Below are 21,919 nucleotides of genomic sequence, written 5' to 3'. Positions count from 1 at the left end.
TGAAGCTCTGCCGCAGGCGCCCGGATCCAATGCTGTGTCCCATTGGATCTGGCAGCCGCGCGCAGAGAGCACCCCTGCGCGAGTGTTGGCGATGCTAGCGTGCCCATCTGGGAGGTCACTCATCCTTGCTCCAACCTTTCAGATTGGCCCTTGCGCTTGCGCTCGCGTGGGGAGCTGCGGCGCACGCCGAGCCATCACCTGGGGGCCGCGTCCGACGGGAACGGCCTGTCACCGTCGCGAGTACCGCGGGTGAACCTCTGCCCGTGGTCCACATCGCCCAGGACACACCGACGCTGTTCCTGTTCCCCGATCCGATTCAGCGGAAGTCCCTCACCTTCGATGAGTCGCGGATCCGCGTCCTGGATGCGGGGGAACGGTCGGTCATCGTCCAGGCCGTGTCCGACCTCCGGAAGGACGAGCAGCAGGAGATGGGGGTCTTCTTCGTTGACGGCAGGGCACCCGCGCGGGCCGCCTTCGTGCTCGTCACCGACCCGGCGAAAGTGGACACGCGGATCGACGTGCAGCGTCCCGCGCCGCCGAACGAGACTTGTCCGACGGACGCTCAAGCCAAGGTGCCGCAGCCGGAGGACTTCGTGTTGCTGGGCTACGTGGATGAGATGGGCGTCACGACCTCCGAGATCAACATCGCCAAGCCCGGCGCCCAGGGGCTTACGTCAAGCAAGGCCGTGTCCTTCCGGGGCAAGGGGTGGGTGCTGGTGGATCTCCTGATCATGAACGGTGTGGACCGGCCAGCGTGGACGCCGCGTGAGGCACTGTTGGTGGGACGGGTGGGGGGACCCTTGAGGACACGGCTCGTGAACGTCCAGGGGGATGCGATTCCTCCAGGGGAGGAGCGGCGGATGCTTGTAGTGGCGAATGCGCAAGGATTGGAGGCCAGCCCCAGCTTCACCCTGGAGGTACGCGGGGATGGGGGACGAAGCCTCACGATTCAGAAGGTGCGCTTCCCCAAGCCCACTCCAGAGAGAGCCCAATGACCGCGACCTTGCTCAGACTGCCGTCAGGGGCCGTCGTGGACGGATGGCGCGTCACAGGAGAGCTTGGCAACGGCGGCTTCGCTGTCGTCTACCGCGTGGAGAAGAACGGGATTCAATGCGCGCTCAAGATCGCGCGTCACCGTGAAACCAGCGGGGACTTCAAGAAGACCCACGCCCGCACGCTGCGCGAGCTGACGGCGCTGCTCCTGCTGGACCATCCCAACATCGTCGGGCACCGGGGGTACGGCTACGCGGAGAGTGGCAATGCCTACCTTGCGCTCGACTACGTAGAGGGCTGGACGCTGGCGGAGTGGAAGGAGCGCAAACACCCCACGGTGCGCGAGATCCTGAAGGTCTTTGACCAGTTGTGCGCCGCGATGACCTACATGCACGGGCGGGGCGTGCTTCATCGCGACCTGAAGCCGAGCAACGTCCTCATCCGCAAGAGCGACGGCGAGCCGGTCATCATCGACTTCAGTTGTGCGACCCACACGCTCGCTGAGGAGCTGACGGAGGGCGGGTTGCCCCCGGGGACAGATCGCTTCCGTGCCCCCGAGCAGTTCCAGTTCCTACGGGAGCACAAGGACGAGCACCGGGCACGGTACGCCTTCAAGGTGGCGGACGAAATCTTCGCCGTCGGCGCCATGCTCTATGAACTGCTGACGGATCCACGCCCCACGGAGTTCAACGGGCGCTTTGCCTTGAACAGCCCGGTCGCACCGCCGCCCGCTGCTCGCGCGGTCAATGCCCGCGTTCCCGAAGCGCTGAGTGATCTCGTCGACGACATCCTCTCTCGTGACCCCAAGCGGCGTCCGGTCGATACCGAAGCGCTACGTCGCGAGTTCTCGGAACTGCTCGCCGCTCCCGGGAGCGACTACGACGTGCCGGTGCATGCCCCCTCTGAACAGCGGCAGATTGAGCCGGCTGGCAGCGTGCTCCCTACCGCCCTGGTGCCGTCGCTTCATCCCTCCCCGCTCAAACGGCACGTCAGCCTGATGCCTCGCCCCCGCGATACGCGGCGCTGGCTCGCAGTCGTCGCGCTCGGCGCACTCGTCGCCATTGCGGCCTTCTGGTCCCGCCCTGGGGCGTCGCCCCCGCAGGCACCGCGTGTGCTTGCCTCGCAGACCCCACCCGGCACCGTTCGTTCCTCGCCGTCCATGCCCCTGGCCCCTGGTATGTCACCCACTGGCCCGGCACCCGTATCCACTCCGAGACCCGAAATCGTCGCCGCCCGCAAGGAAGGTTCACCCGTGAAGACCCCGTCACTCGAAGCGCCCCCCCAGGCCGCGACCCGCATGCAGAAGCGAACCCCTGGTGCCGTCGGGTGCGCGTCGCTGTCCCTGGTGGCGGCGCTGGCGGCGGGCTGCCCCGGCTCCCAGATTCGCCCCGAGGCGTTCACGTGCCCAGCCGGTGCGGAACGGGCCATGCGGGAAGAGCTTCACTGGGAAGTGCGCGACAGCTTCCTGGTCATCTCCGATGACCGACACGACATGATGGAGCCACTTTGGCTCACCGCAGGTGCGGCGGTGGTGGCTGTTGTTCCCAAGGGGGCAACCGATCCACGACAGAGGCAGGTGGCTCCTCCAGGAACGCGCTTCTATGGCACGGCGTACTACACCCCTGACTCGAAGGGGCGCGTTGACGGGCCGGCGGCCGTGATTCGATATGACCGCGTGAAGCTCCCTGGACAGGACGAGCAGCCCGTTTGCTTCGTGGTGGAGATCCCCGCCATGGGTTTCAAGGATGGCCGGGTGCAGGCCGTGACGAACGCCGTTCGCGGACACGTTGTGGACCGCTGGCCCTGAGCGGGGCGAAGAGACGTCCTGGGTAGGTGGTCGGTTTCGCCGGATTCCACTCGTGGGGCGACACGACCTCACGGGGTAGTTCCAATCCTCCCCATCCGCTGGGTAACGTGCACGGTATCGCGTCGGGATGTTGCCCGGGCGAGAGGAGACGGCGGATGACGGCAGTCGAGTTCAAGGCTCCAAGAGGGTCCATCCTCTTCACGAAGGATGGCTTCCAGTACGAGTTCCGCGATGACCTGGGCGAGGCGCATCACGGAATCAGCCTCCTCGTGGCGCGGCGTCGCACGGAAGAGGGGCAGATCAAGGGCCGGGTGCTGCTCAAGGCGATTGGCGTTTCGAGCGACCAGGGAATGACGCGCGTGAAGCGGGCGCGAGCGAAGCTGGAGGAGCAGGTGCGCCTTGCCTCCTTCCTGGATCACCCGGGCATCTTCCGCGTCGAGGGGATGCAGAAGGCGGAAGGCTACTGGTACGTGATCACGGAGCATCCGTCCGGTCACAGCCTGTGCGACCTGCTGACCATCGTCTCGGAGTGCCGTCGTTGGTTCTCGCCCCTCTTCGTGCTGCACGTCGGCGCACGGGTCGCGGAAGCGCTGGCGCACGCGCACGAAGCGAAGGACGCGAACGGCAACCCCTTGAACATCGTTCACCGTGCCATCGACCTGGACCACGTCTTCGTGGACTGGAAGGGCAACGTGCGGGTCTCCGACTTCGGCCTCGCGCTGTCCTCATTGCCGGGGCGCGTTTCCTCCACCGTGCACAGGCCGCAGGGGGACACCTATTACGCGTCCCCGGAGATGCTCCTGTCCGGCCGTGTCGATGCGCGCTCGGACCTGTTCAATCTGGGCGTTGTGATGCTCGAACTGGCCACGGGCAGGAACCTGCTGGATGCCCCGGACGACGTGACGGAAGAGGTGAAGGCTTCGCTGTCGAAGCGGAAGCTCGTGCGCGTCCGGCGTGCGATTCGTCGGGCCCGGCTGGCGGGATGTGACGTCCGGACGGAGGCGGCCATCTGGCGCGCGGCGACCTACACACAGGCGGACCTGGAGGCGTTGACCGCGAAGCTCCCCGAGCCCCTCCGCCTGCCGCTTCGCAAGCTCCTTCAGCCGTCGCCCGCTGACCGCTACCCGTCGGCGCGTGCGTTGGCCGCCGAGCTGAATGGCTGGCTCGGGAAGGGTGTCGTCTTCGGACAGGAGGAAGCCGCTGCGGAGCTTGAGAAGGCCGTGACGGACGCGGGGCAGGCCCTGGTGGAGCTTGGACTCCGGAGCCGCCGTCCTGCTTCGGTGCGCTTGGACGATATCACCACCAGATAGCGGAAGGCCGGGCCGTCATGTGCCCCCAGTGTGCCCCTCCAGCGTGGATTGAAGGGGCACAGCCGGGAACAGAACGGGATGACGTCCCAAGCGAAACCAGGGCGGCAGGTGGGGCACCGCGCGTCCTGCGTGAGGTTTCCTGCCGACCTGGCGAAGGGGACGCTCCCCTTGGCGAACCCAAGGGGAGTGGTGGCCGCGTCGGACCGGTGGCATAGGCTGCGCCCCCAACAAGGAGCGGGCCATGTCGTACATGCTGGTGGTGATGCAGACGGGGGGCGGGAAGCCCCAGACGGCGGAGGAGAAGCGCGTCGCGGCGGACCGGATGGAGCGCATGCGGAGCTTCGGGGCTTCGCTCCAGGCGCGCGGCATCCTCCAGGCGGCGGACTCCCTGCGCTCGGACGCGGAGGGCGTCCGGGTGGAGCGGCGCGACGGGAAGCTCAGCTTCAGCGACGGGCCCTTCACCGAGTCCAAGGAGATCATCGGCGGCTTCTTCCTCATCGACGTGAAGACGCGCGAGGAGGCGCTGGAGCTGGCCACGCAGTGCCCCGCGGCGGAGTGGTCCACCGTCGAGGTCCGCCAGAGCGGCCCCTGCTACGAGCCGTGAGCGGGGCCGCGCGCGCCATGGCCTACGGCGCCGTGGCGCGGTCGCGGCACAACTGCAGGTAGCGCCGGATGAGCTGGAGCCGCGCCCGGTCGAAGGCCTCGCCGTCGTCGGGGACCGCCCAGGCGTGCGGGATGAGCTTCCGGGCCACGGCGCGCGCATACGCCGGGTCTCCCGCGTCACTCACCAGCTTCAGCCATTCGTAGTCCTGCATGCCCTGCCGGATGAGCTTCATGCGGATGGAGGGCAGGGGGATTTCGGTGGTGCCGCCGATGATGGAGGGCAGCCCCGGATAGAAGAGCGTGCCGTCACCGTTGCCATTGAAGCGGAACTGCGTCGTCCACGCGGTGTAGAGCAGGCCCACCGTCTGGTAGTACAGCTCGCCGCTGGCGCCGTTGATGAAGTCCAGCCACTGCATGCCGCGCGCCTTCGCCGCCGAGCGGTCCACCATGTACGAGGGCCAGCCCTGGCCGGGCTTGTTCTCCGGCGGGGGCGGCTCCGAGGGGGAGCAGCCGTGGCTCGCGCAGCTCTGGTACAGCCACAGCTCCCGGTGGGGCAGGTCGAGGAAGTCATCGTATTTCGGGCGCTGGTCCCCCACGTAGGGAGGCTGGGTTCCGTCGATGAAGTTGACCAGCACGGTGAGGATGTCGATCTCCTCCAGCAGCCCATGGGCCTCCACCTCGGTGACGGTGCTGGTCAGCAGCGTGCGCAGAGCAGCAGGTCCCCGCCCTGGATGCGCGACCGGGGCCCGCGGAGCTCCGGCAGGACGGCGCTCACGCCCCGCAGGCCCGAGCGGCCTCCGTGAAGCACCACCTGGAACGACACGAACTCGTTGCGCGCGGCGGTCAGCGACACGGAGCGCTGGACGCGGGGAGGCGTCTCCGGGCGCACCTTCACCATCGCGCTTTCGCCCCAGACGGCCGGACGCGACGGATGCGCCCAGGCGACCTGGCTCCCCAGCAACAACACACAGGCGAGTCCCAGCTTGAGGAGTTGCATGGCATCCCAGGCTGGGATTTGAGAGGGATTGCGGCAAGCCGTCCCCCGGTACCAGCGCCTGTAGGGCATCCGACACCGGCGGGCATCCGGTCTGCCCTCCGGTACGACTCGGGCCATGGTGGCGGCGCCGGGTGGGCCGTGGGTTGCATCCGGCCGCTGGCGTGCGCTGCGTCCTGGGGAGGAGGACGCGCGCGGGGACACCTCGCCAACGGGACGTGCGACTGGACGCACGGCCGCGACGTCCGGGGAGGCACCATGTCGCTCGCAAGGTTCTGCCGCAAGCCGGTGGCCATCATCCAGCCCACGCAGAGCGTGTCCGAGGCCGCGGAGGCACTGCGCGACCAGCACGTGGGCGCGCTCGTCGTGGTGCAGCAGGACCTGCGTCCGGTGGGCATGCTGACGGACCGGGACATCGTGACCCGGGTGCTGGCCGCACGGAAGGACCCGGCCGCCACCCCCGTCTCGGACGCCATGTCGTCCCGGCCCGTCGTCGTCCGTCAGGAGGACTCCATCGACAGGACCCTCTTCGCCTTCCGGCAGCACCGCGTGCGCCGCCTGCCCATCGTGGACGAGCAGGGACACGTGGCGGGGCTCGTCTCGCTCGATGACCTCTGGGTGCTGCTGTCCGCGGAGCTGGACCAGACCGCCGCCGCCGTTCGCGACAACCAGGGGCCCTGAGGCCGGTCATCCCGGGACCGTGCCTCGGCCCTGCTTGGAGGTGCTCCGCGCCAGCGCCAGCAGCTCCACCACCTCCTCGTCGGGCACCTGGAGGAAGTCGCGGTACCACTGGCCGATCGCGGACATCGACAGGGTGGAGCACTCGCACACCACGTCATCCACCAGCGGCTTCAGCTCGTTGAGCGTCAGGGTGTCCGCCACGGGGACGGCGAGGACCAGCCGCCCGGGCCTTCTCGCGCGCAGCGCCTGGAGGGCCGCCCGGACGGTGGCTCCGGTCGCGATGCCGTCATCGACGAGGATGATGCGCCTTCCCTCCACCCGCGACGGCCTGGCCTCCTGGCGGAAGCACCTCACGCGTGCGTCCACCTCGGCGGTCTTCTGGCGGATGGCTCCACGGAGGTCGTCCTCCTTGAGGGCCAGCTCGTCCATCAGCTTCCGGTTGAGGAAGACGACGCCTCCCTCCGCCACCGCCCCCAGGCCCAGCTCCGGGTACTCCGGTGCGCAGAGCTTTTTCACCACGCAGACATCCAAGGGGGCGCCCAGCGCCGCCGCCACCTCGTAGGCCACGGGGACCCCGCCCCGGGGCAAGCCCACGACGAGGGTGTCCTCGCCCGTGTACCCGCGCTCGAGCAGCCTCCGCGCCAACCGCCGGCCCGCATCCACACGGTCCTCGAAGTACAGGGGCTGCTCCCCCGAGCAGGAAACAGGCATGGCGTGCTCTCCCGAAAGTGACCGTGGCATCCGGAACAAAGTGGGGCCCGCTGCCGGCCGTGGCAGGTCACGAGGTGCCATCCCCCCTCCGGCCCGCTGGCGACCGCGCGCCGAGGCGCTTGCGCAGCAGATGGAAGGCCCACAGGCCCACGAGGATGCCGGCCGCGCCCAGGCCCAGCAGCACGGAGGTGCGGCGCTCCAGGACGCTGGCGCCCAGGTAGACCGTGCCCACCGCGTAGGGGAGCTCCGCCAGGGCGAGCACGGCCAGGTAGCGGCGCAGGCCATAGCGCGCGAGCCCGAGCACGTAGCCCGGGATTTCGGAGGGGACGGCGAGCTGGAAGAGGAGCACCACCCCGAAGGGCGTGCGCCGGGAGATGCGCTCCTCGTAACGGGCGAGCAGGCTGGCGGAGGTGAGCCTGCGGATGACGGGCCTGCCCCAGGCGCGGGCGATGACGTACGCGCACGCGCCGCCCAGCATCCAGCCCACCCAGAGCAAGAGCGCGCTGATCGCCTTTCCCCAGGCCTGGATCGCCACCGGCAGCAGCAGCGCGCTGGAGAAGAAGGCGAGCATCGCCGACAGGGCGGAGAGGATGACGAAGAGCACCGCGCCCCACACCGGATGCGTGGAGATGATCGGCGCGACCGCGTCGACGACCTGGCGCAGGCGGGACTGGAACGCCTCCGAGGACGCGAGCAGCGCCAGTCCCGTGAGCAGCAGCCCCAGCAGGAGCGCCCGGCCCCACATGGCGGGGAGCCCATGACGCTCGCCCTGGGGTTGGGAGGAGGGGTTCATGGCCTTCAGGCGCGCAGCGCGTCCAGGATGGACAGGCGCGCGGCGCGCAGCGCGGGCAGCAGTCCGCCCAACAGCCCCATCGCCGTGCCGAACAGCAGCGCGCCCAGCAGGATGGCGGGGGTGGGGGAGAAGCCGAAGCTCACCGCCGCGAACGTCTGGAAGTTGAGCGTGCGGATGTGGATCCACCGCGTGGCCAACGCGCCCAGCGCGCCCAGCACGCCTCCGGCCGCGCCCAGCATGGCGGACTCCACCACCACGCTGGCCAGCACGCTGCGCCGCCGGAAGCCCACCGCGCGCAGCATCCCCAGCTCCGCGACGCGCGTCGCCACCTGCGCGTACATGGTGATCATCGCCCCCAGCACCGCGCCCACGCTGAAGACGAAGGACACGAAGAGGCCCAGCACCCGGATGAAGGCCGCCAGCCCGCTGGCCTGATCCGCCCAGTACTTCGGCTCCGGCTTGGCCTCCAGCGTGAAGCGAGGGTTGGCGTCCACCCGCTTCACGAAGGCGTCCACCTCCGCGGGCGAGCGCAGCCGCACCACCGCGGAGCTGAAGTCGTCGCGGCCGAACGCCGTGCCCAGGCGCATGGCGTCCGCCCACACCTCGGACTCGAAGGCGCCGCCCCGGGCGGCGATGACGCCCACCACCGGCCAGCGCTGCCGGGCGAACCGCAGCTCCCCTCCCAGCGTGGCCTCCGGTGACGTCCCGACGAGCGAGCGGCCCAGCACCACCTCGTTGGTGCCCGGCCGGGGCCTGCGCCCGGCGACGAGCTGGACCTCCGGCCGCGCCTCGAAGCTCTCCGCGCTGATGCCTCGCGCGGACGTGTTCATCGCCTTCGTGCTGCCGCTGGGCAGCGTCAGCAGCACCACCCGCTCTCCGGCCACCAGCGGCTGGCCGTCCGCCCCGGACGCCACCTGGGGCTCCGTGGCGAGGATGCGCACCGCGTCCCGCTCCAGGCCGCTGACCAGCTCGCTGGTGGCCCCTTTTCGCAGCACCACGACGTTGGACGCGTCCCCTCCGGAGGCCAGCGCGGACTCGATGCCGTTGGCCAGCATCAGCACCGCGGAGAAGACGAAGACGACGAGCCCCAGCCCCACCACCGTGAGGCCGGTGGACAGCCGGCGCGCCCACAGGCTGCGGGCGTTGTAGAAGAGCGGCACCATCGCTCAGGCCACCTTCCGCAGGCCTTCCGCCACAGGAAGCCGCACCGCGCGCAGCGCCGGCCCCACGCCCGCCAGCAGGGCCACCGCCACCGCCGCGAGCGCGGAGACCCAGAGCGTGTGCCAGCGCGTGAGGTGGTCCGGCATGGGGCCGAACCGCGAGGCGATGAGCTTCGCGAAGAGGCTCACCAGCACCGGCGCGGCCGTCACGCCCAGCGCCGCCGAGCACAGGCCGATGAAGGAGGACTCGGCCAAGACGAGCGCCACCACGGTGCGCGGGCGGAAGCCCAGGGCTCGCAGGGTGGCGATGTCCCGGGTGCGCTCGCGCACGCCCATGGCCAGCGTGTTGCCGATGACGAGCAGGATGATGAGCAGGATGACGGAGGACACCACCCGCACGGCGGTGACGATGGCGGAGGACATGGCCACGAAGCCCAACTGGAAGGCCTTCTCGCTCTCCGTCTTCGTCGGGAAGGGGCTGTTGTCGAACAGGTGGTCGATGGCCGCCGCCACCTCGGCCGAGCGCGACGGGTCGTCCACGCGCACCGCGTAGATGCCGACCTTGTCCTTCATGGCCTCGGTCAGCCGGTCGCTCTCGTTGAGGCAGCGGTAGCCGAACACCAGCGCGGTGGTGTCCACGCCGGGCCGCGCGCCTCGGTAGATGCCGTGCACGTTGAACGTCCAGTCGCCGGGGTAGAGCTGCCCCTTGAGCGTCACCCGGTCCCCCGCCTTCCACCCGAAGCGCCGGGCCAGTTGCTCCCCCACGAGCGCGCCGCATGGGTCACCGCGGAAGGCGGCGAGCTGCGCGGGCGGGACGATGAACTCCGGGAAGACGTCCAGGAAGGTGCGGGCGTCGATGGCGAAGTTGGCGAAGAAGTCCTTCTGCGTGTCGCCCAGCGTGCCGCCGAACCACTCCTGGTGCGTGACGGAGGTGACGCCCGGCAGCGCGGCGATGCGCGCGTAGTAGGACAGCGGCAGCGGCTGGGTGAAGGACACCTTGTTGCGGACGATGAGCCGGTCCACCTGCGCGGCCCGCGCGTTGTAATAGAACATGTCGACGACGGTGCTCAGGAAGATGAAGGCCGTCACGCCCACCGCGCCCGCGAGGACGGTGAGCGTCAGCCGCAGCGGGTTTCGCATCAGGTCGCGGCCCGCGAGTCCCACGTAGTTCACTGGAGCACCCCCTTGTCCAGGTGGTGCACGCGGCCCGCGCGCTCGGCGGCGTGCGGGTCGTGCGTCACCATGACGAGCGTCTTGTGCAGGTCCCGGTGGAGCACGCCGAAGAGATCCAGCACGGCCTCCGCCGCCTTGCGGTCCAGGTCCCCCGTGGGCTCGTCCGCGATGATGAGGTCCGGGTCGGAGACGATGGCGCGGGCGATGGCCACGCGCTGCTGCTCGCCGCCGGACATCTGCGGCGGGCGGTGGCCCACGCGGTGGCCCAGCCCCACCAGCTCCAGCGCCGCGGCCACGTGCTGGCGCCGCTCCCCGCGCGTCAGCGGCGTGAGCAACAGGGGCAGCTCCACGTTCTCCGCCGCGGTGAGCACGGGGATGAGGTTGTAGAGCTGGAACACGAAGCCCACGTGGGCGGCGCGCCAGTCGCTGAGCTCCCGGTCGTCCATCTCCGCCAGGTCGCGGCCGGCCACCTCGACGACGCCCGTGGTGGGCCGGTCCAACCCGGAGACGAGGTTGAGCAGCGTGGACTTGCCGGAGCCGGACGGGCCCATGAAGGCCTCGAAGGCGCCGGTGCCGATGGTCAGGTCCACCCCGGCCAGCACGGGCACCTCCACCGTGCCGCGCCGGTACGTCTTGGACACGCCCTGGAGGCGCACCATGGGGGCCGTCGCGGATGGCGCATCCAGGCTCATCCGCCCCCCGCCTGCACCTTCACGCGCCGGCCGTCGCGGAGGCGCTTCGGATCCGGGGCCACGACCACCTGCGTGCCCGCGCCCGGCCCCTGCGTCAGGGACACCTCGTCCCCCACGCGCTCGCCCACGCGCACCGGCTGGCGCGTGGTCCGCCCGTCCTTCACCACCCACACGGCGGCGCCCTTCGCGTCGCGCACCACCGCGCTGGCGGGCACGCGCGGCGGCTGTCCTTTCGCGGCCAGCTCCCCGGGGGGCAGCGGCTGGCGGAGGAAGGACACCTTGGCGCCCATGTCCGGCAGCGCGCCCTGGGGGACGGACTGGAAGCGCACCAGCACGGTGGCGGTGGCCTTGGAGCGGTCGATGGCGGGGCGCACCGTGGTCGCCGTCCCCGGGAAGGCGCGCTCCGGCATGGCGTCCAGGAAGATGAGCGCGGGTTGGCCGATGCGGATGCGCGAGAGCTGCTCCTCGCTGACCTCGGCCTCGACCTCCAGGGCGTTGAGGTCCACCAGCTCCACGATGCCGCCCAGGTTGGTGCCGGTGAGGGCGGCTGGCGCGAGCACCGCGCCCTCGTTCGCGAGCTTCTTCGACACGGTGCCGTCGAACGGCGCGCGCACCACGGTGTGCGTGAGCTGGAGGCGGGCCGCCTCGCTCGCACGGCGGGCGACGGCGAGCTGCGACCGGGCCTGGTTGAGGGACTCCTCCGTGGCGCGGCCCGCGGTCTCCACGTCCAGGAGCTGGGCGCGGGGGATGACGCCCTGACTGGCGAGGTTGCGCGTGCGCTGCGTGGTGCGCTCCGCGTTGAGGGTCTGGGCCTCGGAGGCGGCGAGCTGGGCCTCGGAGGCCCGCACCGCCGCCTCGGCGCGGTCCAGCACCACGCGGGCGTCCCGGTCATCCAGCCGGGCAATCACCTGGCCCTTGCGCACGGCCTCGCCTTCCTCCACGGCGACCTGCACGAGCTGACCCGCGACGAGCGGCGCGATGACCGAGCGGCGCCGCGAGTCGACGTAGCCGGAGGCGGACAGCTCCGTCTGCTGCTCGCCGGGGAGCGGCTCGCGCACCTCGGCCACGCGCACGGTGGGCGCGCGGCGCGCCACCAGGGCGGCCACCAGGACGAGCACCCCCACCAGGATCCCGGCGGGGATGAGCCAGCGCAGCCTGCGCCGCCGCTTCACGGGAGCGGCGGAGCGGTCGATGCGCAGGGCGCTCAACGCGGTCTGGGACTGTGCGTCGGCCATGGCACCTCCCGGCCCGGACTCCGGGACCTCGTGGATGAGGGTAGGGAGGCGGAGGGCGGGGTGCCACGAGCGAGGCGCCGCTCGCCGCCGCGCCCCGGCTACTCCACGTGCTCCACCCGGACGGCCGTGACCTTGTAGTCGGGCGTATGGGTATACGGGTCCTGATGCGGTCCGATGACGGCGTTGATGAAGGTCTCCGCGGTGTGGAAGGTGGTGAAGAGCTCGCCGGGCCGCAGGCCCTCCGCGCGGCGCATGGGCAACACCGCCTCGCCATGGCGGCTGCGCACCCGCACGCGCGCGCCCTCCTGGAGCCCCAGCCGCTCCGCGTCCGCCGGGGCCATGTCCAGCCAGTCCCCGGGTTGGAGCCGCGCGTGGGGCGTGCGTGACGTCATGGTGCCCGCGTTGAACCCATACAGCCGCCGGCCCGTCATCAACACGAAGGGGAAGTCGTCCGAGCGCGCCTCCGGCGACGGCGTGTAGCCGATACGGCGCAGCGCCGCCCGTGGGCCCAGGGAAAAGCCACGGGTGTGCAGCACCCGGGTGCCCGGGTGCGTTTCGTCAGGGCAGGGCCACTGGAGACCGCCGCGCTCCAGCCGCGCATATGACAGACCCGCGCCCACGGGCCACACGCGCCGTACCTCGTTCCAGATTTCTTCCGGAGAGGTGAACGCGAAGCCCTCGGGGTGTCCCAGCGCGCGCGCCGCCCGGCAGAGGATCTCCCAGTCCGGCAGGGACTCTCCCATGGGGGGCAGCGACGCGCGCACCCGCTGCACGCGCCGCTCGCCGTTCATGAACGTGCCGTCCTTCTCGAAAGACGTGCACGCGGGCAGGAAGACGTGGCCCAGGGCCTTCGCCGTCTCGTTGAGGAACAGGTCCTGCACCACCAGCAGCTCCAGCCGCTCCAGCGCCTCGCGTGTGGCGTTCGCCCCCGGGTTGGTGAGCAGCACGTCGTAGCCGAAGGCCCACAGCGCCTTGAGCCGCCCGCCGCGCGCCGCCTCCATCATCCGCATCAGGTCCATCCCCGGCGTGGACGGCAGGGGCGCGCCCCAGGCGTCCTCGAAGCGGGCGCGGTGCTCCTCCAAGGGGACGTAGCCGGTGAGCTGCCCCGGCTCGCAGCCCATGTGCGCGGAGCCCTGCACGTTGTTCTGTCCGCGCAGCGGGTTGACGCCCATGCCCGGCCCGCCGAGGTTGCCCGTGAGGAGCGCCAGGTTCACCAGCGCCATGACCGTCTCCGTGCCCTGCACGTGCTCCGTCATGCCCAGCCCGTGCACCATCATGGACGGGCCGTGCGTGGCGTAGAGGCGCGCGGCCTTCCGGAGGTCCTCCGCGTCCACCTCGCACAGCCGCGCGGCGCGCTCGGGCGTCCAGTCGCGGATGAAGGCCTGGAAGTCCTCCACGGCGTCCACGCGCTCGCGCAGGAAGTCCGGGGCGCACAGGCCCTCGGTCACGATGACCTGGGCCAGCGCGTTGAGCAGCGGCACGTCCGTGCCGGGCCGGGGCCGCAGGTGCACGTCCGCGTAGCGCGCCAGCTCCGTGCGCCGCGAGTCGATGACGATGAGCTTCGCGCCCCGGAGCGCCGCCTGCTTGATGCGGGCGCCGACGACGGGGTGGCACTCCGTGGTGTTGCTGCCCGCCACCAGCAGGGTGCGCGCGTGCTCCACGTCCTCGAAGGAGTTGGTGGCGGCGCCCGTGCCCAGCATCCGCTTCAGCCCGGCGGCGCTGGGCGCGTGGCACACGCGGGCGCAGCAGTCCACGTTGTTCGTCCCCAGCACCACGCGGGCCAGCTTCTGCGCCAGGTAGTTCTCCTCGTTGGTGGCCCGCGCGGAGCCCAGCATGCCCACCGAGTCCGGGCCGTGCGCGTCCCGCAGGCGGCGCAGGCGCTCCGCGATGAAGCCCAGCGCTTCGTCCCACGAGGCCCGCCGCCAGCCGCCCGCCTCGCGCAGGAGCGGCACGGTGACGCGGTCCGGCGCCGTCACGAAGTCGAAGGCATAGCGCCCCTTGGAGCACAGGTGGCCCCGGTTGGACGGGCCCTCGCGGGAGGGGCGCACGGTGACGATGCGGCCGTCCCGCGTGCCCACGTCCATCTCGCAGCCCACGCCGCAGTAGGAGCAGATGGTCCGCGTCCATGCTTCCGGCCAGCCCCGGTCCAGCAGGGTGCGGTCCTCCAGCGCGCCGGTGGGGCAACTGTCCACGCACGCCCCGCAGGACACGCACGAGCTCTGCCTCAGGTCCGGCCCGTCCGGGAGGATGTGCGTCGCGGCGCCGCGGTTCCACACCCGCCAGACGAACTGGCCCTGCACGTCGTCGCAGATGCGCACGCAGCGGTAACAGTGGATGCACTGGGACATGTCCACGTGGAGATACGGGTGCGAGTCGTCCAGCGACTCCGGCCGGGGTGCGCCGCGCACCTCGTCCTCCAGGCCGTACTCGCGCAGCGCGCGGTGGAAGGGCTTGTCCGGATGGCGCTCCACCGCTTCGGCCGGGTACTGGGAGGCCAGCAGCCGCAGCAGCACCCGGCGCTGCGCCTCCACCTGGGGGCTGCGCGTGCGCACCTCCATGCCCTCCACCAGCGGAGTGGTGCAGGCGGCCACCGGATGATCGCAACCCCGCACCTCCACGATGCACGTGCGGCACGCGCCCACCGGCGTCAGGCGGGCGTCGGCGCACAGCGCGGGAATGGAGATGCCCAGGGACTCCAGCGCCTCCAGCACGGTGCCGGGCGCGCACTCGCGAGGCTGACCGTCGATGGTCACCCGAAGCATGCCTCCACCTCCTCCCGGTAGTAGCGCAGCACGCTCCGGGCGAACTCCCCCAGGCCGGTGCCGTGTCCACACAGACTCGTGAGGCGCAGCGCCTCGGCGACCTCCTCCCAGTCCGCGGCGCCGGCACGGGGGGCGGCGCCGGTCTCCAGCACGCGCGCGAAGAGCTGCTCGACGTGCCGGGCCCCCATGCGGCACGGCGTGCACCTTCCGCACGACTCGTACGCGCCGAAGGAGAAGACGTGGTGCACCAGCGCGGCGATGGACGTGTGCGTGTCGAAGGCCACCACGCCGCCGTGCCCCACGGAGGCGCCCACGGCCCGGAGCTCCTCGAAGCCCAGCGGGGTGTCCAGCAGCCGTGGCGGGAGGATGCCCGCCAGCGGCCCTCCAATGAGCACGCCCTTCAGCGGTCCGGTGCGCAGCCCGCCTCCCAGCTCCTCCACCACGGTGCGCACCGGCGTGCCCAGCTCCACTTCGTAGAGCCCCGGGCGCTGGAAGAGCGAGTTGAGCGACAGCACCTTCGTGCCCCGGCTGCCTGGGATTCCCAGCGCCGCGTAGGCCTCGCCGCCATGGCGCGCGATCCACGGGAGGTTGGCGAGCGTCTCCACGTTCTGCACCAGCGTGGGCTGGCCGAACAGGCCCGCCTGGGCGGGGTAGGGGGGCCGCGCGCGCACGAAGGGACGGCGTCCCTCCAGGGCGTTGAGCAGCGCCGTCTCCTCGCCGCACAGGTAGCTGCCGCGCCCCACCTCGATGGAGATCTCGCAGGAGAACGCGCTGCCCAGGATGCGTGGCCCCAGCACGCCCTCGCGGTGGGCCTCGTGCAGGGCCACGTGCAGCGCGCACGCCGCCAGCGGGTACTCCTTGCGCACGTAGATGACGCCCCGGCGAGCGCCCACCGCGTACGCCGCCAGGAGCAGGCCCTCCAGCACGGCGTGGGGGTCGTCCTCCATCAGGAAGCGGTCGATATAGGCCCCGGCGTCGCCCTCGTCCGCGTTGGCCACGACGGTCTTCTCCCCGCCGGGCGCGGCGGCCACCGCGCGCAGCTTGCGTCCGGTCGGGAAGCCCGCGCCTCCCCGGCCGCGCAACCCGGACTGCTCCACCTGCGCGATGAGTGCCTCCGGGGGCGAGGACAGCGCCTGCTCCAGCGCCGCGTAGGCGCCCTGGCGGGTGGCCTCCGGCAGGTCGCGCGCTCCACCTTGGGCGACGCGCCCCAGCGTGATGGCTTGCGGTGCCCGGACGTGCACTTCGGGGCGGGCGTCCTCTCCCGTCACGGAGGGGGCCCGGTAGCACTGGCCCAGGCAGTAGACGCGGGTGTCACCCGAGGTGGCCTGCCGCCAGCGCGCGGCATCCAGGTGGCGCGCGACGAAGCAGGCGGTGCCATGGCAGGCATGCGTCCCCAGGGGGCCGGGCCCGAGGTGGTAGAAGGATTCGAGTTCGGGGGTGTGCTGCCCTGGCTTCATGCGCCGCCTCCTCCCGCAACGGTGTGCACGTTCGCGAGGCTCGGACTTCGCGCCCGCGCTGCTTCCTCGGCGTGACATCCCTCACCACTCCAGGGTGATTCGCACCGTGCAGCCCCAGGGCCATCCTCCGGGGCCATGGCAACGACACCGGACAGCGCCCCGGGCGCGCGCACGCCGTACCTGCCCACCCCCCTTCCGGAGGCCCGGGCCTTCGAGTGGGCGCAGTTGCTGACCTCCACCCGCGAGGGACTCGGGAAGCTCTTCTCCTGGCTGGAGGCCGCTTGCGAGAACAGCGCGCGAGTCGCGGGCCACGAGAACGAGCACCTGTCCACCAGCCTCCTCATCTCCGGTGACCGTGGCTCCGGGAAGACGACCCTCCTGCTCAGCGCCGTGCAGGCCCTGACGGACTCAAAGCACTTCGTCGGTGACTCGGGGCACGAAGTCGAGCTGGCGCGGATGCTCGAACGGCTGGAGCGGCGCATCCACTGGCTGGAGCCGCTCGACCTGGAGCCCGTTTCGCCCAATGCCAACCTGCTGGCCACGCTGCTGGTCCGCGTGCGGGCCGCGCTGGACGAGCAGCGGCACGTGAAGGGCGCGCAGGGTGAGTCCGCGCGATGGTCCTCCTCCATCCTGGAGGAGGGCGCGGAGGAGACGTGGGGGAAGCTGGATCACCTCATCCGTGACGCGTCGTTCATGTGGGAGGACATCCCGGCCACCACCGATGCCCGCGTGCGCGCGGAGCAGCAGATCCGCGCGTCGGAGATCTACGCCAACTTCCAGACGCGCTTCGCCGAGGCCATGGAGGACGTGGCCCGCACGCTGGCCATGCCGCGCTTCGGTCCGTCCGGGGGGGACCAGGTGCTGCTGGTGCTGCCCATCGACAACGTCGACCGCAGCATCGAGCACCTCTACAACATCGTGAAGCTCACGCGCATGGTGGCCAGCCGCCACCTCTGGTTCGTGCTGGCCGCGGGCCACCAGGAGTTCCAGCGCTTCATGGAGCGCTCCTTCCAGAAGGAGTTCATCGTCTCCGGACAGGCCGGCATCGGCGTGAGCGATCAGGAGGAGACGCTCGCCATCGCCCGGCGGCAGGCCGCCACCACGCTGCGCCGGGCGCTGCCCCCCAGCTACCGCATCTCGCTGAGGCCGGTGGAGCCCTACGAGGCCTGGCACTTCACCGTGGAGGGAGGGAAGAGCGAATCCCTGGGCCAGTTCCTGGGACGCATCGACTTGCCGGGAAGAGCGCGGAGCGGGGAACCGCTGCTGAAATCCTTCGCCGCCCTCTTCGACCTGAAGCATCAACTCCAGGCCGACGTGGCGCGGGCCTACCGGGACGCCGTCGCCGCCGATGACGGTCAGCAGGCGCACGAATCCAGCGCGCTCAAGGACGAGCCGATCCTCACCCACGCCGGCAGGAACGCCCTCAGGCTGCCCGCGCGGACCCTGCAGGACCTCTGGCATGCGGTCCGGCGTGAGGTCCATGGACCTGGCTCATCGACCCCTGGCTTCAGCGCTCAGGAGCAGGGCGGGGCCGCGGTCCGGATCGCCAAGGACATGCTCCGCAACGCCATCGACGAGAGCGACCTGCCGGCCTGGGCGAGCGAGCAATTGCTCCACCGCATTCTCCGGCATGACGACCAGGGACGCGTCTTCCTGGACCTGACCGGCAAGCCCGTCCGTCGCGTCAAGCGCACCAGCCTCCATGGCGTCCTGCGGGGGATCCCCGGCGACCTGGACGGAGACGGACCGCAATCGCACGACCGGCTGCTGAGCACGGAGATCCACCTGCGCCGCTTCCACGACGTGGTGCTGGTGTTGAAGGAGCTGACGGGAGCCGGCCGCGAAGCGCCGATGCCCGCGAACGTCGCGGGCTGGTTCATGATCCTGCATGACGTGCTGATGCTGTTCGAGCAGCCCCGCGTGCTGAGCGCGAACGTGACGCCCTTCGAGATGAGCCCGGAGATGGTCGTGACCGTCCACGAGCTCTGGGTGGAGCACACGAACGGGACGCCGTTCGTCCAGGTGGACTCCTGGTGGACGCCTCCTTCGTGGAGCACCTTCATCGAGTTCGCCATCCTCACCGCCCAGTGGCGCGCGTTCCTCGGTCAGCTCCCCCTGGAGTTCCTCAATGACTCCCAGGACGCCAACCTGCGCGCCCGCCTCATCCAGGCGGCGTGGGTGGAGAACATCTGCTCCGTGGCGGGCGATCCGTTGGGCCACTGGCATTGGAAGGGGGACCCCGGCGTCATGTCCGTGCTGAAGCCCGAGCTGAGTCAGGCCAGGGTCACGGATTACGAAACGCGGGTGCGCCAACAGGTGGAGCAACTCGTCTCCCACTGCGCCAAGGGCAGCGCCGTGTATGGCCGGGAGTGGACGGCGCGGGTCTGGCTGCGCAACACGCTCCCGCTCCAGGTCCTGCCGGAGTTCGCGCTCGCCTCCGATGCGCGGGACCTGCTGCCGTCGCCGGCTGGAGCCCCGGGTGCAGGCTCCGGGTGGGATGCCCTGCTGAAGGACTGGCGTGCCCAGGGGATCCGGTTGGCGGCGCTCCGGCGCCAGCGGGTGCGCGAAGCGGTGCACTTCTCCAATACGGCCGAGTCGCTCCGGAGCGCGCTCGGCGCGGACGGCGGGCCTGCTTCGGCCAGGTATCAGGAGTGGCTCGACACCGTGGTGAACGCCTGGTTCGCCGTGGTGGACCACATGGGGGATCCGCTGGCGGAGGTGGTGCCGGGGCTGGACGCCTCCCGCATCCAACTGCACTCGTGAACCAGGACGGCTCGCGCCCACCCGCCGGCAGTCTGGCCCCCCGCCGCGTCCCGGAGGCGTACGTGCGCGCGGAGGTCGCCAGCTTTCCGCTGACGAGCATCGAGGCCTTCCGCTCGGCGGTGACGGAGCTGGAGCCGTCTCCGGACGCGAGCGATGACGGCTCCACCTGGGCGCTCTGGCGCGAGTGCGAGAAGCGCCTGTCGGAGCACGCGAGCGGCTGGTCGCTGGATCGGATCATCGCCGTGCGCGACGCGTTCTGGTTCCCGTCGCGAGGACACGCCCGCCACCGGCAGTCCCCACGCCAGGGCGTGTCCATGTTCCACTACCTGCGGAACCTGGCGGACACCCACCTGGAGCGGCGGCCCGGCGTCACGGTCATCTTCCAGGGCACGGGCGCGGAGGCGGTGGAGGCGCTGACGCACTACCGCTGGCTCACCTTCGCGATGCCGGAGGACCTGCTGCTGGCGGCCGTGCCGGTTGAGCCGCCTCCCACGCGCGTGGACATCGAGCCGCCCCTGCTGGTGCGGCACCTGCTGGATCGCGGCGTGGCGGAGGTCCACCACCACGTCGGCGCGGGCATGGACTTCCCGCTGCTGTGGGCCTCGCTGCTGTCCGCCGTGGGGGATCCAGACCTGGATGCGAAGTCGCTGAAGGGGCCCGGGGTGCCCTTCGAGGACGGGGAGCGGATGCTGTGCTGGCTGCTGGCGGCCGCGGTGACCCGCTGTGTCCTCGCGGAGCTCCTGCTGCGCCGCGAGACGCCCCTGCTCCTGGACTTCGTGCGCGGCCTCTCCGAGTCCCGGGCCTGGCTGCCGCAGCGCAGGCGCGTGCTCGCGCGGACGTTGGAGGCGCTCTCCAGGGGCCGCTCGGAGATCCTCCCCGACCTGTATGAGCTGCGCGGCCTCTATGAGGATCTGCATCCGCTGGCGACCCACAACGTGACCGAGCCCCCGGCCACGCTCGACGAGGTGTGGCGGCGGTGTGATCCGATCGCGCTCCGGCTGCGGCTGGACACGCCCAATGGAGGCGAGCGCTGGCTGGTGCGCTCGGGCCTGAAGCACCTGGCGGCCCTGGAGCACACGGGCCTCCAGGACGTGCACTTCGAGCGCCTCTTCTGGCAGGTCCAGCGCGTGCGGTGCCTCAGCTACCGCGCCTACGTGCAGCGGCCGCTGACCGCGGGGCTCCAATGGTTCATCCGCTTCTATGGCCGTCCGCGCGCCATGAAGGGGCCCCTGAGCGCCGTGCGCGCGGAGGTGTCGTACGCGGTGGCGGGCGGGGATCAACCCATCGCCGCGCTGGAGGTGCGCACGAGCCCCTCGGACGACCCCATCCGCATCGCGGAGGAGCTGACCTCCCTCACCCGGTCATGGCGGGGCGTGCTGACCCGGACGGGGGAGCGCGTCGCGGATGGGCGGTCGCCGGAGTTCGGCGTGGTGATGCACCTCATCAAGGACCGGGACCCGAGCCACCACTGGGCGCAGGGACAGCCGCCCGCCCACGGCATGGGGACGTACGCGGAGCCGGTGCCCGAGCGGCGCGTGCAGTTGGGCGGGCGCTATTCGGACTACTTCGCCGCGCAGTCCGTGCAGGTGGAGGCCCTGGTGGACCTGCTGCGGGCGGTGCCGCTGTCGCTCTGGCTGGTGCGGGGACTGGACGTGGCGTCGGACGAGCTGAGCGTGCCCACGTGGGTGCTGGCGCCGCTGTACCGCTACATCCGGTGGGGCGCCGCGCGCGCCGCGGCGAAGCGGGAGTCACGGGGCGCGCCACCGCTCAAGCTGACATCGCACGTGGGCGAGGACTACCGGCACCTCATGGAGGGCCTGCGCCGCATCTACGAGAGCGTGCACTACCTCCTGGACCGCACGGGAGGGCGGCTGGGCCACGCCACCGCGCTGGGCGTGGAGCCCGGGGCGTGGGCCGAGTCCGTGGGCGCGGTGATGATGCCGGCCGAGGACCGGCTGTGGGACCTGGTCTTCGAGTGGCGGCTGTACAGCGACTACCGGCTGCCCCTGGCGCTGTCCGCGGAGGCCCCACCCGGACGGCCGCAGCGGGTGGAGAACCTCCTGCGCGAGCTGTCCGAGGCCGTCTTCGGCAGGTGCGTGGCGCCGCACGTGCTGGCCGAGGCGCACCACGTGCTGCACAACCTGTGGTGCCCGCCGCTGGCGCGCGACGAGGGAGGCGTGGGCCTGGACGCCTTCAGCCGGGCCTTCCGCCGCCTCAACTGGAGCCGGGTGCTCAACGCCGCCCACGTGCGGCGCGTCCTCATGGCCTACCGGGAGGACGAGCGCGTGTTCCAGCGCGGGCAGCAGTTGGTGGACATCCCGCTGGACGCATCGGAGATCGCCACGCTCCGGTCGGTGCAGGCCGCGATGCGCCGGCACGTGGGCGCGCGGGGGACCGTGGTGGAGGTGAACCCGTCCAGCAACCTGCTCATCGGCAACCTGCTGGACCTTCGCAACCACCCCATCCTCCGCCTCAATCCCCCGTGCGCCGAGGAGGGCGCGCCGCCGCCCGTCCCCATCGCGCTGGGCGCGGACGACCCGGTCACGTTCTCCACCTTCCTGCTGCGCGAGTACTCCCTGCTGCACGAGGCGGCGCGCAGCGCGGGCTACTCCGAGCGGCAGGTGCACGAGTGGCTGTCCAACATCCGCCAGACGAGCATGGACGCGCGCTTCACCGTGCCGTGGAGGCCTGGCGCGCTGCACATGGCGGACGAGCTGCTGGAAGCCCTGGCCCACTTCACCCGGAGGGCCGTGCGCCGGGATGAGGCCCACGCGCCCGCGTGAGC

The 21,919-nt window shown here is 71.2% G+C and carries 17 protein-coding genes; 7 read left to right on the top strand and 10 right to left on the bottom strand.

What is annotated here, in order from left to right; all coding sequences use genetic code 11:
- The first annotated feature begins 125 nt into the window (after positions 1-125).
- The 4 genes from K8612_RS21020 (at position 126) to K8612_RS21005 (ending at position 4,714) form a co-directional block, all read left to right on the top strand.
- Positions 126-995, top strand: a complete 870-nt coding sequence (locus tag K8612_RS21020) for a DUF2381 family protein (protein ID WP_223763584.1) — start codon at positions 126-128, stop codon at positions 993-995.
- Positions 992-2,800: a serine/threonine protein kinase gene (locus K8612_RS21015; protein WP_223763583.1), complete on the top strand. Its 1,809-nt coding sequence runs from the start codon at positions 992-994 to the stop codon at positions 2,798-2,800. Before K8612_RS21020 ends, K8612_RS21015 begins: the two co-directional genes overlap by 4 nt.
- A gap of 155 nt (positions 2,801-2,955) precedes the next feature.
- Positions 2,956-4,110, top strand: coding sequence for a protein kinase (locus K8612_RS21010; protein WP_223763582.1), 1,155 nt, complete (start codon positions 2,956-2,958; stop codon positions 4,108-4,110).
- Between the two features lie 241 nt (positions 4,111-4,351).
- Positions 4,352-4,714 (top strand): YciI family protein, encoded by a 363-nt coding sequence (locus K8612_RS21005; RefSeq protein ID WP_223738240.1) that lies wholly within the window; start codon positions 4,352-4,354, stop codon positions 4,712-4,714.
- Between the two features lie 22 nt (positions 4,715-4,736).
- Here K8612_RS21005 and K8612_RS39605 read toward each other — a convergent pair whose 3' ends face one another.
- Both K8612_RS39605 and K8612_RS20995 read right to left on the bottom strand, forming a co-directional pair.
- On the bottom strand, positions 4,737-5,390 hold the full coding sequence (locus K8612_RS39605; RefSeq protein WP_223763581.1) for a DUF4091 domain-containing protein: 654 nt from the start codon (positions 5,388-5,390) through the stop codon (positions 4,737-4,739).
- A gap of 17 nt (positions 5,391-5,407) precedes the next feature.
- Positions 5,408-5,710, bottom strand: coding sequence for a hypothetical protein (locus K8612_RS20995; protein ID WP_223763580.1), 303 nt, complete (start codon positions 5,708-5,710; stop codon positions 5,408-5,410).
- 255 nt (positions 5,711-5,965) lie between these two features.
- Here K8612_RS20995 and K8612_RS20990 point away from each other — a divergent pair, with 255 nt between their 5' ends.
- Positions 5,966-6,388, top strand: a complete 423-nt coding sequence (locus K8612_RS20990; protein ID WP_223738242.1) for a CBS domain-containing protein — start codon at positions 5,966-5,968, stop codon at positions 6,386-6,388.
- Between the two features lie 6 nt (positions 6,389-6,394).
- Here the strand turns inward: K8612_RS20990 and K8612_RS20985 are convergent, their stop codons facing one another.
- From K8612_RS20985 to K8612_RS20950, 8 genes are all read right to left on the bottom strand, one after another.
- Entirely contained in the window at positions 6,395-7,099 is a 705-nt protein-coding gene (locus K8612_RS20985) for a phosphoribosyltransferase (RefSeq protein WP_223763579.1), read from the bottom strand.
- A 67-nt stretch (positions 7,100-7,166) separates the two neighbouring features.
- Positions 7,167-7,892, bottom strand: coding sequence for a TVP38/TMEM64 family protein (locus K8612_RS20980; RefSeq protein WP_223763578.1), 726 nt, complete (start codon positions 7,890-7,892; stop codon positions 7,167-7,169).
- Positions 7,893-7,897: 5 nt separating this feature from the next.
- On the bottom strand, positions 7,898-9,055 hold the full coding sequence (locus K8612_RS20975) for an FtsX-like permease family protein (protein WP_223763577.1): 1,158 nt from the start codon (positions 9,053-9,055) through the stop codon (positions 7,898-7,900).
- A 3-nt stretch (positions 9,056-9,058) separates the two neighbouring features.
- Positions 9,059-10,225 (bottom strand): FtsX-like permease family protein, encoded by a 1,167-nt coding sequence (locus tag K8612_RS20970; protein WP_223763576.1) that lies wholly within the window; start codon positions 10,223-10,225, stop codon positions 9,059-9,061.
- Positions 10,222-10,917: an ABC transporter ATP-binding protein gene (locus tag K8612_RS20965; protein ID WP_223738247.1), complete on the bottom strand. Its 696-nt coding sequence runs from the start codon at positions 10,915-10,917 to the stop codon at positions 10,222-10,224. The genes K8612_RS20970 and K8612_RS20965 overlap by 4 nt, the downstream gene beginning before the upstream one ends.
- On the bottom strand, positions 10,914-12,152 hold the full coding sequence (locus K8612_RS20960; protein ID WP_223763575.1) for an efflux RND transporter periplasmic adaptor subunit: 1,239 nt from the start codon (positions 12,150-12,152) through the stop codon (positions 10,914-10,916). The genes K8612_RS20965 and K8612_RS20960 overlap by 4 nt, the downstream gene beginning before the upstream one ends.
- 98 nt (positions 12,153-12,250) lie before the next feature.
- The gene (gene fdhF / locus K8612_RS20955) at positions 12,251-14,914 is read right to left on the bottom strand and encodes a formate dehydrogenase subunit alpha (protein WP_223763574.1); all 2,664 of its coding nucleotides are present in this window, start codon (positions 14,912-14,914) and stop codon (positions 12,251-12,253) included.
- A complete protein-coding gene (locus tag K8612_RS20950; protein ID WP_223763573.1) occupies positions 14,902-16,371 on the bottom strand; it encodes an NADH-quinone oxidoreductase subunit F in 1,470 nt (489 codons plus the stop codon). The genes fdhF and K8612_RS20950 overlap by 13 nt, the downstream gene beginning before the upstream one ends.
- A 135-nt stretch (positions 16,372-16,506) precedes the next feature.
- Between K8612_RS20950 and K8612_RS20945 the strand changes: the two genes are divergently transcribed.
- Both K8612_RS20945 and K8612_RS20940 read left to right on the top strand, forming a co-directional pair.
- On the top strand, positions 16,507-19,134 hold the full coding sequence (locus tag K8612_RS20945) for a hypothetical protein (protein WP_223763572.1): 2,628 nt from the start codon (positions 16,507-16,509) through the stop codon (positions 19,132-19,134).
- Positions 19,135-19,196: 62 nt separating this feature from the next.
- Positions 19,197-21,917 (top strand): hypothetical protein, encoded by a 2,721-nt coding sequence (locus tag K8612_RS20940; protein ID WP_223763571.1) that lies wholly within the window; start codon positions 19,197-19,199, stop codon positions 21,915-21,917.
- The last annotated feature ends 2 nt before the right edge of the window (positions 21,918-21,919 follow it).

Source organism: Corallococcus sp. AS-1-6 (genome assembly GCF_020037015.1).
Lineage (GTDB): Bacteria > Myxococcota > Myxococcia > Myxococcales > Myxococcaceae > Corallococcus.
The sequence above is the reverse complement of the archived record's forward strand: the minus strand, read 5'-3'. Positions and strand labels throughout refer to the sequence as shown.

Excerpts from the sequence above, each read along its gene's own strand:
- K8612_RS21015 (WP_223763583.1), top strand. The coding sequence starts at position 992 with ATGACCGCGACCTTGCTCAGACTGCCGTCAGGGGCCGTCGTGGACGGA.
- K8612_RS21010 (WP_223763582.1), top strand. The coding sequence starts at position 2,956 with ATGACGGCAGTCGAGTTCAAGGCTCCAAGAGGGTCCATCCTCTTCACG.
- K8612_RS21005 (WP_223738240.1), top strand. The coding sequence starts at position 4,352 with ATGTCGTACATGCTGGTGGTGATGCAGACGGGGGGCGGGAAGCCCCAG.
- K8612_RS20995 (WP_223763580.1), bottom strand. The coding sequence starts at position 5,710 with ATGCAACTCCTCAAGCTGGGACTCGCCTGTGTGTTGTTGCTGGGGAGC.
- K8612_RS20990 (WP_223738242.1), top strand. The coding sequence starts at position 5,966 with ATGTCGCTCGCAAGGTTCTGCCGCAAGCCGGTGGCCATCATCCAGCCC.
- K8612_RS20985 (WP_223763579.1), bottom strand. The coding sequence starts at position 7,099 with ATGCCTGTTTCCTGCTCGGGGGAGCAGCCCCTGTACTTCGAGGACCGT.
- K8612_RS20980 (WP_223763578.1), bottom strand. The coding sequence starts at position 7,892 with ATGAACCCCTCCTCCCAACCCCAGGGCGAGCGTCATGGGCTCCCCGCC.
- K8612_RS20975 (WP_223763577.1), bottom strand. The coding sequence starts at position 9,055 with ATGGTGCCGCTCTTCTACAACGCCCGCAGCCTGTGGGCGCGCCGGCTG.
- K8612_RS20965 (WP_223738247.1), bottom strand. The coding sequence starts at position 10,917 with ATGAGCCTGGATGCGCCATCCGCGACGGCCCCCATGGTGCGCCTCCAG.
- K8612_RS20960 (WP_223763575.1), bottom strand. The coding sequence starts at position 12,152 with ATGGCCGACGCACAGTCCCAGACCGCGTTGAGCGCCCTGCGCATCGAC.
- fdhF (WP_223763574.1), bottom strand. The coding sequence starts at position 14,914 with ATGCTTCGGGTGACCATCGACGGTCAGCCTCGCGAGTGCGCGCCCGGC.
- K8612_RS20950 (WP_223763573.1), bottom strand. The coding sequence starts at position 16,371 with ATGAAGCCAGGGCAGCACACCCCCGAACTCGAATCCTTCTACCACCTC.
- K8612_RS20945 (WP_223763572.1), top strand. The coding sequence starts at position 16,507 with ATGGCAACGACACCGGACAGCGCCCCGGGCGCGCGCACGCCGTACCTG.